This window comes from Actinomadura sp. KC06, assembly GCF_004348735.1.
In the GTDB taxonomy this organism is placed as follows: Bacteria; Actinomycetota; Actinomycetes; order Streptosporangiales; family Streptosporangiaceae; genus Spirillospora.
On record NZ_SMKT01000001.1, the window covers coordinates 203,942 to 210,088 of the forward strand.

Annotated in this window: 10 protein-coding genes and 1 pseudogene; 4 read left to right on the forward strand and 7 right to left on the reverse strand. The window is 65.0% G+C overall.

What is annotated here, in order from left to right:
• Positions 1–140: 140 nt before the first annotated feature.
• Together E1287_RS43440 and E1287_RS00915 are read right to left on the reverse strand one after the other, a co-directional pair.
• Entirely contained in the window at positions 141–284 is a 144-nt protein-coding gene (locus E1287_RS43440; RefSeq protein WP_207933943.1) for a hypothetical protein, read from the reverse strand.
• A gap of 399 nt (positions 285–683) precedes the next feature.
• Positions 684–1,001 (reverse strand): amidase domain-containing protein, encoded by a 318-nt coding sequence (locus E1287_RS00915; protein ID WP_165968834.1) that lies wholly within the window; start codon positions 999–1,001, stop codon positions 684–686.
• 144 nt (positions 1,002–1,145) lie between these two features.
• On the opposite strand from E1287_RS00915, the gene E1287_RS00920 reads away from it, so the two are divergent.
• The gene (locus tag E1287_RS00920) at positions 1,146–1,397 is read left to right on the forward strand and encodes a hypothetical protein (protein ID WP_131962493.1); all 252 of its coding nucleotides are present in this window, start codon (positions 1,146–1,148) and stop codon (positions 1,395–1,397) included.
• A 93-nt stretch (positions 1,398–1,490) separates the two neighbouring features.
• Here the strand turns inward: E1287_RS00920 and E1287_RS00925 are convergent, their stop codons facing one another.
• Positions 1,491–1,739 carry a hypothetical protein gene (locus tag E1287_RS00925; RefSeq protein WP_131962495.1) on the reverse strand — a complete coding sequence of 83 codons (249 nt, stop codon included), beginning with the start codon at positions 1,737–1,739 and terminating at the stop codon, positions 1,491–1,493.
• The gene (locus tag E1287_RS00930) at positions 1,724–1,924 is read right to left on the reverse strand and encodes a hypothetical protein (protein WP_131962497.1); all 201 of its coding nucleotides are present in this window, start codon (positions 1,922–1,924) and stop codon (positions 1,724–1,726) included. Before E1287_RS00930 ends, E1287_RS00925 begins: the two co-directional genes overlap by 16 nt.
• A gap of 84 nt (positions 1,925–2,008) precedes the next feature.
• On the opposite strand from E1287_RS00930, the gene E1287_RS00935 reads away from it, so the two are divergent.
• Positions 2,009–2,638, forward strand: a complete 630-nt coding sequence (locus E1287_RS00935; RefSeq protein ID WP_131962499.1) for a hypothetical protein — start codon at positions 2,009–2,011, stop codon at positions 2,636–2,638.
• A 619-nt stretch (positions 2,639–3,257) separates the two neighbouring features.
• Here the strand turns inward: E1287_RS00935 and E1287_RS46555 are convergent.
• Both E1287_RS46555 and E1287_RS00945 read right to left on the reverse strand, forming a co-directional pair.
• Positions 3,258–3,614, reverse strand: coding sequence for a DUF397 domain-containing protein (locus E1287_RS46555; RefSeq protein WP_131962501.1), 357 nt, complete (start codon positions 3,612–3,614; stop codon positions 3,258–3,260).
• The gene (locus E1287_RS00945) at positions 3,611–4,435 is read right to left on the reverse strand and encodes a helix-turn-helix transcriptional regulator (RefSeq protein ID WP_131962503.1); all 825 of its coding nucleotides are present in this window, start codon (positions 4,433–4,435) and stop codon (positions 3,611–3,613) included. Before E1287_RS00945 ends, E1287_RS46555 begins: the two co-directional genes overlap by 4 nt.
• Before the next feature lie 149 nt (positions 4,436–4,584).
• On the opposite strand from E1287_RS00945, the gene E1287_RS00950 reads away from it, so the two are divergent.
• Positions 4,585–4,842: a hypothetical protein gene (locus E1287_RS00950; protein WP_131962505.1), complete on the forward strand. Its 258-nt coding sequence runs from the start codon at positions 4,585–4,587 to the stop codon at positions 4,840–4,842.
• A gap of 53 nt (positions 4,843–4,895) precedes the next feature.
• The gene (locus E1287_RS45330) at positions 4,896–5,411 is read left to right on the forward strand and encodes a hypothetical protein (RefSeq protein WP_243718460.1); all 516 of its coding nucleotides are present in this window, start codon (positions 4,896–4,898) and stop codon (positions 5,409–5,411) included.
• A gap of 69 nt (positions 5,412–5,480) precedes the next feature.
• Here E1287_RS45330 and E1287_RS00960 read toward each other — a convergent pair.
• A pseudogene (locus tag E1287_RS00960) lies at positions 5,481–6,147 on the reverse strand (SAM-dependent methyltransferase); the annotation flags it as partial.

Consider the following 6,147-nt stretch of genomic DNA (forward strand, 5'->3'; position numbering starts at 1 on the left):
TGGTGCTCGTCGGCCGGGAGCTCATGCCGTGTTTTCGGCGCTGACCCGGTCCTCGGACCTGCGGGGCCGCCGTTCTGCGACCACCGCCGACGCGACGACGCCCACGGTCCCCGCTCCGCCGAGCAGTCCCGCGACCGGGTTCACGATCCGGACACCGTCGAGGTGGCATAGCAGCCCGGCTCGCGCACGCCGTCCATGCCGAACCACCGCCACGATGCCGCGCGCGACCGCATCACGGCGACGACCATCCCGGCCAAAGAACCCAGCAGGAGGGCAAGCGTCAATACGATGGCTCCCTCGGGGACCGACACCACCGCAGCTCATGGCGCCGATCACCCGCCGCACGGAGCGTTGAGTGTCGAGATATCCGTGCCGGGATAATCGTCGTACTCCTGTACTTGCCAAATGGCCGGAGTGAGCAAGAAGAGGGCCAGGAACAGCGAGCACACTGGAACTATGAAAGGATACCCTTTTGTCCACCGCGCCGATGACGGATTCACCTCACATGCCCGATAGGAGCCAGCCCTTTCCACCGAGGTTTGTAGGTGTCGTGGTCAGGTGAGTTGTGCTGAGCGTAGTAGATCGAGTACTGATCAGGGCCCGTGACCTGGGAGACGATGGACGCGTGAGTGAGATACCCCTCCGCCTTGCTCTCCCAGTACATCGAGTCGCCGACACTCACCTCACTGTAAGATTTCTCCCAGTAGACGCGGCCTTGGCCATTGAAATGGGCGGTGGTGGTTGATCACCGCAGACCAGGTGTAGGAGTCTTTCCACCAGAAAACCTTGGTTCTTCTGTTCTCCCACCAGGCCTTGTCGCTCTTCCTGTCCCCATCCCTCTCCGGAACGCCTCCGCCGCGGTGCATCGCTTTGGAAATGAAGTTGGTGCAGTCCGGGTTGGCTTCGTGCTCCTCCGTAGGCGCCTTCTCCGCGGCCCAGATCCCAATATTGTAGTTGTCGATGGCTCCGAGACGGGCGACGCGCTTCTTGGCCGCCGTCACCGTCCCGCCGACGCTGTCGAGGGGGAATGACTGGCCGTTCCCCAACCCCTGAAGCCGCCGGGGCCTGCTCGGTCGTGAAGGTGTTGATGCGCTGGTTACCGGTGATTTCGCCATCGGCTGCAACGGCCGCTATCGACTGCACCAGTGACGGTCCAGGATGACCAACGCCTTGCGCTATGCGGTCCGCATCGCCTCGCGCAGGTCGGGCGCCGGTTCGGTGAGCAGGGCGACGACCTCGCTGACATGGCGGTGCGCGGTCGCCGTACCGACCTCGAACGCGGCGGCCAGGCGCTCGAAGGTCTCGTTGCAGCGCAGGGCGCACCAGCACCGGCAGGGCCTGACGGCCCGGCGGCAGCACTCGCCACCGCGAACCGTTCCGGCGGCGGTGGCCGGTGATGAGGTCGGCCACGAAGGCAGGGGTCGCGGGCGACAGCTCCTGGCAAGGCGGTTGTTCTGGTCGACTTCGCATTCACCAGGGGCCTCGCTGTGTCACCGGCCGAATCCGCCTACCGCAACGATGCTGTGACCAGTCCGATCAAGATGGAAAGGCTCGCTGTGCGCGTGCGGCGCGTAGTCGTCGCCGCGCGGCTCGGAGAAGACTTTGGCCTTGCCGTCCAGCCGATCGAGCAGCAGGTACAGCGGAATGTCGGCCGCGGCGTGGCCCCGGCGCTTGGGCCCGCGGTCGCGTTCGGCGCCCTTGCGGTCCCACCGGCGGCCGGACGTCATCTCCAGAACCATCGCGACTCAGTAGGGCTTGCGGTGTCCACTCGCGGCCCGCGCACGCGCCCCTGGGGGTCGACCAGGTTCTTGGTGAGCGAGCCGCTGACGGGTTCGCCCGCCCCGACGTCCACGAAGGAGCCGCCGGGACGGTCGGCGAACGCGCGCGTCTGCTCGAAGTCCTCTGTGTTGCCGCGGAGCTCCACTCTTGTGCGGCGAGGCACAATTTGGCCAGTTCAGGACCCGGTTTCCGGCGGGACGGGCCCACCGCCGACCGCTACGCTCCCGCTGTGAATTCCAAGAAGGAGCGATTCGCACTGATCGCTTCGCTCATCGGTGTTTTCGTTCTTCTCGCGAGCTGCGTGGCGAGCATGGGCGACGGCTCGTCGGGCGATGGTGTGAGCGCGGTGACGACACCGACCGCGTCGCCCAGCTCGTGGCCGGAGCCTCTCGTGTACGCCGTCACCTCTGTGAAGGGCAAGCGGGTGGACGGCGACAACTGCGTGATCGCGCAAGTCGTGGTGACCAACAACAGGGTCACCACCCTTGGCTTCGGGCCGCACCACAGCTTCCCTACCCCATTCAGCCTGGTGAACGCCAAGGGGAAGAAGGTTCGTTCAGTAGTGAAGTCCCTAACGGTCGACGGGCGCATCCTTCCCGGTGACGAAGGGACCGGGAGCATCAGCTTCTGCGCGGCCGGCATCGCGAGCGGGAGCAGGGTGGTCCTTCACCACGGCAAGAAGAAATGGAAGGTCGGGATTCCGAAGCCCAAGCCGAAGCCGAAGCCCAAGCGCCCGGTGAAGGCACCGAACCCCCCGTCGAGGTCGGACGGCAGTGGCAACGGCGGAGGCGGAGGCTACCCGGGCTATACAGGACCGCGTTGCTATGCGCCGGGCGGGAAGACGTGGCGTCCGTGCTGAGCGACGGGCCCATCCCACACGCATCGGAAGAGGCTGATCCTCCCGGGCCGAGTTCCCCGCCATGAGTGGAGTCGCTCCTCCGTTGCGGGCGGACGAGCGTGCCCGTCCGCGCCATCAGTTCAAGCTGAACTGAGCGCGCGGGCCTCCGACGCGAGTCGCGAACGCCGACCACGTCCGGCGGCACGACCATCGTTGACCTGCGGCACGTCCGAGATTCTGGCGGCTCGCAAGGACACCGACAGGCAGCAAGCCGACGAAACAAGGTGGCGTCACATGCGGTGCCCGGTCCAGGCCATGAGTGGACGCTCCGACGCGCCATGATCAGCGGCCGGACGGGCTGCGTCGGGTCGCAGCGATACAGCGCCGGAACATGCAGAGCCCCGCCGTCAACCTGACGGCCGGGACTCTCGGCCGATTCGACTCAGGCCAGGTTGCGGACCCGCCCTTGATCAGCGCCGAACGCTTTCCCTACCTGGCGCTTCGACGCGCGACCGGTGACACGCCGGGCCGCAATCCCTCGCCCGGCAGCGCCGGGAGGAACCGCACGCAGCCGGGACGGACACACACCGAGAGCCCCGGCCCGTCTGCTCGACGGGCCGGGGCTCTCGGTTTACTGGTCTCAGCCCAGGTCGAGGGCGCCTGACTTGGCCTCGGCTGCGAACGCCTCCCAAGCGGCTGGACCGAACACCAACTTCGGCCCGTCCGGGTCCTTGGAATCCCGGAAGGCTACCGCTGACACCAGGTCCGCCACCTCGACGCATTGATCGCCGGTGTCGGTGCTCCGGCTGCTCTTCTTCCATTCGGCGATGGCCATCGGCACCATCGGCGCCACCTCAACGCACTGGTCACCGGTGTGAGTGCTGTACCTGCTCTTCCGCCACCGTGACGGCACCAACGCGACCTCACACTGTCCGCCAGTGTTGGTACTGCGGTGGCTCTTGCGCCATTGCACAGCCCACGGGTCCTGCGTACTCATAGGCTCTCCAAGATCGTCCGGAAGTTCAGGGAGTCTTCGGCGCTCATCGCCGAAGCCCTGATCAAATCGAAACTTACTCCATACTTCCGGACGACCGCAGACTGATCGACTAGCTGTCCACCCACGTGACCTTCGACGCGCACGGCATCTGCCTCGTCGTGAGAACTCAAGATCGTGAATGCGCCAGCCAATCCCACATAGGCTCCCGTGGCGGCAGGAACGATCTGGACCGTGACGTGAGGCAGCTCCGACAGATCGATGAGGTGTTGGATCTGCCCCTTCATCACCTCCTGGTTTCCGATCGGACGGCGGATGGCGCCTTCGTCGAAGACTGCGACCACGTGAGGTGGGTCTTCCTCCTTGAGGATCTCCTGCCGCTCCATCCGAGTCGCGACGAGCGGCTCCACCGCGTCGGGCGTCTTCCCCAGCTTGAGCACCTCGTACGCATACTCGGGCGTCTGGAACAGGCCAGTGACGAGCATGGTCTCGAAGATGTAGATCACCTCGGCCTCCCGCTCCCGTTCGATGAAGTCGGGGAAGCCCGGCGGTAGGATCTGCACCTTGCCGAGTTCCTGCATCCACTCCCAGATGCGGTAAAAGGCCCCACTCGTTTGAAAGAAGGCGTCGCAGTCGTTGGCGAAGTCCTCGGACGGGGCGCCAACACCCGACTCGATTTGCCCGATCCACTGAGGTGAATAGCCGAGCCTCTCCGAGAGCTGTGGGCGCGACAACTTGGACAATTCCCGCCTAGCGCGCAACTCAGTACCGAAGTATTCAGATGGCGAGGACGGGACACCGGGGTCGCGAGGGCGGCGAGGCATGGGAACTCCAAGATCCGAAACTGGCGCGACTTTCTAATCGCACCCGAGGCTTTCTTTCGACGGCGCTCTTGCTCTTCCCGAAGATAACCCGATTACAGGAAGGTGGGAAGCGGTAACGGAGAGAAACCGCAACGGAAGCTCAATTGATCATGGACACGTCCGACAACTCTGCTGACCAGGCGTTGGCTCGGCTCCGCAAGGAGTTTCATGGACACCGCATCTGGCGCGCGACACGCCACGACGGAATGCTCGGCGACTGGGTCGCCACTCTGCACGACCCAAAGGCCGGTGTAGAAGCGACCGTTGTACGTAACACCGCAGAAGAGCTACACACGGCGCTGACCGTCGAACTCAATCGCGCAACCCACAACGCAATGTCCGAACCCATCAAGTGGGTGCGCTGGTGATTAGGTGGATCGATCCGAAGCCTTGGAACATCGACGTTCACGCTTCGTCCAAAATGGCCCATCTCGACCGACTCACCGAGGAGGTTGCCCGGGAAGGATGGCAGGTCACCCAGCGATACGACGAGCCGCACCCGCTCATCCACGTCTTCGACCGCGACATCCCGGAACTCGGCGAGAGCGTCAGGCTCGTCCCCGGCCCGACCCCGGACGTGTGGTGGTTCAGATCGAGCACCGGCGAGGATCTCGCACCGCACACCAAGCCGATCCAGGCGGCCAAGCAGATAACCCGCATCCTCATCCCGTACGTGACGGCCGTACGAGCCGCCCGGTCGCACCAGACGCAGACAACCAAACCACGGCGCCCTACTCCCCCGGCCGTGCCGGACCCTTCCCATGCGGCGACGATCGCCGGACTTCAGGAACGGTTCGCCGGTGTCGTCTGCTGGTGGGGCATCTACACCTACGAATGGTGGGCGATCGTCCCCGGCGGCACACAGTGGAAGATCGTCAACGCCGAAGACCCGGACACCCTCGTCCAACAGATCCTCAAGGCCCGCAACTACCGATAACTCAAACCCGCCGCGCGGCCTGGAGACTTCCTCGCACCTCCGGGCCACGCGGCTCCCGTCTGCCGGGCCTCACGCCTTCTTGCGTCCACGCCCCTTAGCAGGCGGACGCCACCCCTTGAGGTCTTGCTCCGACAGCTCATACCGCCCGAGCTGCTCACGAAGAAACGCCTCGAACTCGTCGGCCGGAACACCGCCCCACTCGGGGTCCTCTTCGCCATGCCACTGCTTCACCCACGGCAACACTTCAAGAAGCCCGGCCAGCAACGGCGTCAGCTTCTCCGCATCCCAGGCCCCAACCTCAGCCCGATCATTCACAAGGTTGGCAAGCGCCTGCGCCTGATCCTTGTGATCCCAGCCGGCCCACCCGAGCAGCAACGAATCATCCGCATCCGGACTAGCCCCCGGATACGAAATGAACCGCTCCTTCGGCACATCAAGCTTCCCGCGCTGCGACCAATACGACGTCTTCTGGAAGTCCTTCGGCGCGTACTTCGGCGGAACCGCGATGTCGAGCCGCTTGCCCGTCCGGTCCTCCTCGCGCTGGACTTCCCAGACCTGCTCCCACTCCTCACGCTTGCGCAGCCCCGTGTCCTTGTACCGAAGCGCCGCAAGAAAAGGCACGTGCTCGTCCGCGACAACCTCGGCCAGCACCTTCGCCAACGGCAGGTCCCGCTTCCCCAGATGATCGGACGCGTACAGAGCGGCCACACTCTGCATGTCCGCGTCATCCTTGAAC